This is a genomic window from Paracraurococcus ruber (assembly GCF_004353985.1).
Taxonomy (GTDB): domain Bacteria; phylum Pseudomonadota; class Alphaproteobacteria; order Acetobacterales; family Acetobacteraceae; genus Paracraurococcus; species Paracraurococcus ruber.
Window position 1 is genome coordinate 1 of record NZ_SMOA01000621.1, and the last position, 906, is coordinate 906.

General features: G+C 79.2%; 1 protein-coding gene. It reads left to right on the forward strand.

Annotation, left to right across the window (positions count from 1 at the left end; translation table 11 throughout):
• A partial coding sequence (locus E2C05_RS33750) for a YncE family protein (RefSeq protein WP_205083278.1) occupies positions 1 to 906 on the forward strand: 906 nt, incomplete at both ends.

Sequence of the window (906 nt, forward strand, 5' to 3'; positions counted from 1 at the left end):
GCGAGGGCCTCGCCATCGCCGCCTCCCCCGCCGGCGCCACGCTGCTGCGGCCGGCCGGGGCGCAGCCGCTGCCCGGGCTCGGCGACGGCTTCGCCGCCGCCGCCTGGTCGCCGCTGGCCGAGCTTGCCCTGCTGCTCGACCGGACCGCCGGCAAGGTGGTCGCGGCGCGGCCCGATGGCCGGCCGGTGGCGTCCTGGGCCGTCGCGCCCGGCGCCGCCGGGTTGTTCCCCGACCCCTCCGGCCGGCTGCTGCTGGTGCCGGAGCCGGACGAGCGGCGCGTCACGGTCATCGACCTGGCGCGCGGCGTGGTCGCCCACCGGGTGGCGCTGGAGGGCGCGCCGGACCGCATCGGCTTCAGCCGCGGCCAGGCCTATGCGCCGCATGCCGAGGGCGGGCGCGTCTCGCTGATCGCCCTGAACAGCCTGGTGGAGGGGGCGCAGCCCGCCATCGCCACCATCGCCGCCGGGGAGGGCGGGCTCGCCGCCGCCGATGCGCTGGGCGCGACCATCGCCACCGCCCCCGGCGACGGCGCCATGCTGATCGCCGCGCCGGATGACGGCATGGTGCATGTCTACATGGAAGGGATGGCGGCGCCGCGCGGCGCGCTGCGCATCCCGCAGCAGATCCGGCCGCTCGCCATGACGCCGATCGACCGCGGCCTGCGGGAGGTGGCGCCGGGCCGCTACGAGGCACAGGCGATCTTTCCCGCCGGCGGGCGCTGGGTGCTGCCGGTGATGCAGCAGGGCGGCGGCTTCCTGCACTGCTTCGAGGTCGAGCTGGAGGGCGGGGAGCGGCTGCCGCTCGCCCGCCGCATGCAGGTGGAGCTGGCGCTGCCGGCCGACCGCGCCCTGCCGGCGGGCGCCGCCCAGGCGGTGCGCGTCCGCCTGGGCGGGCCGGCGGGCGAGC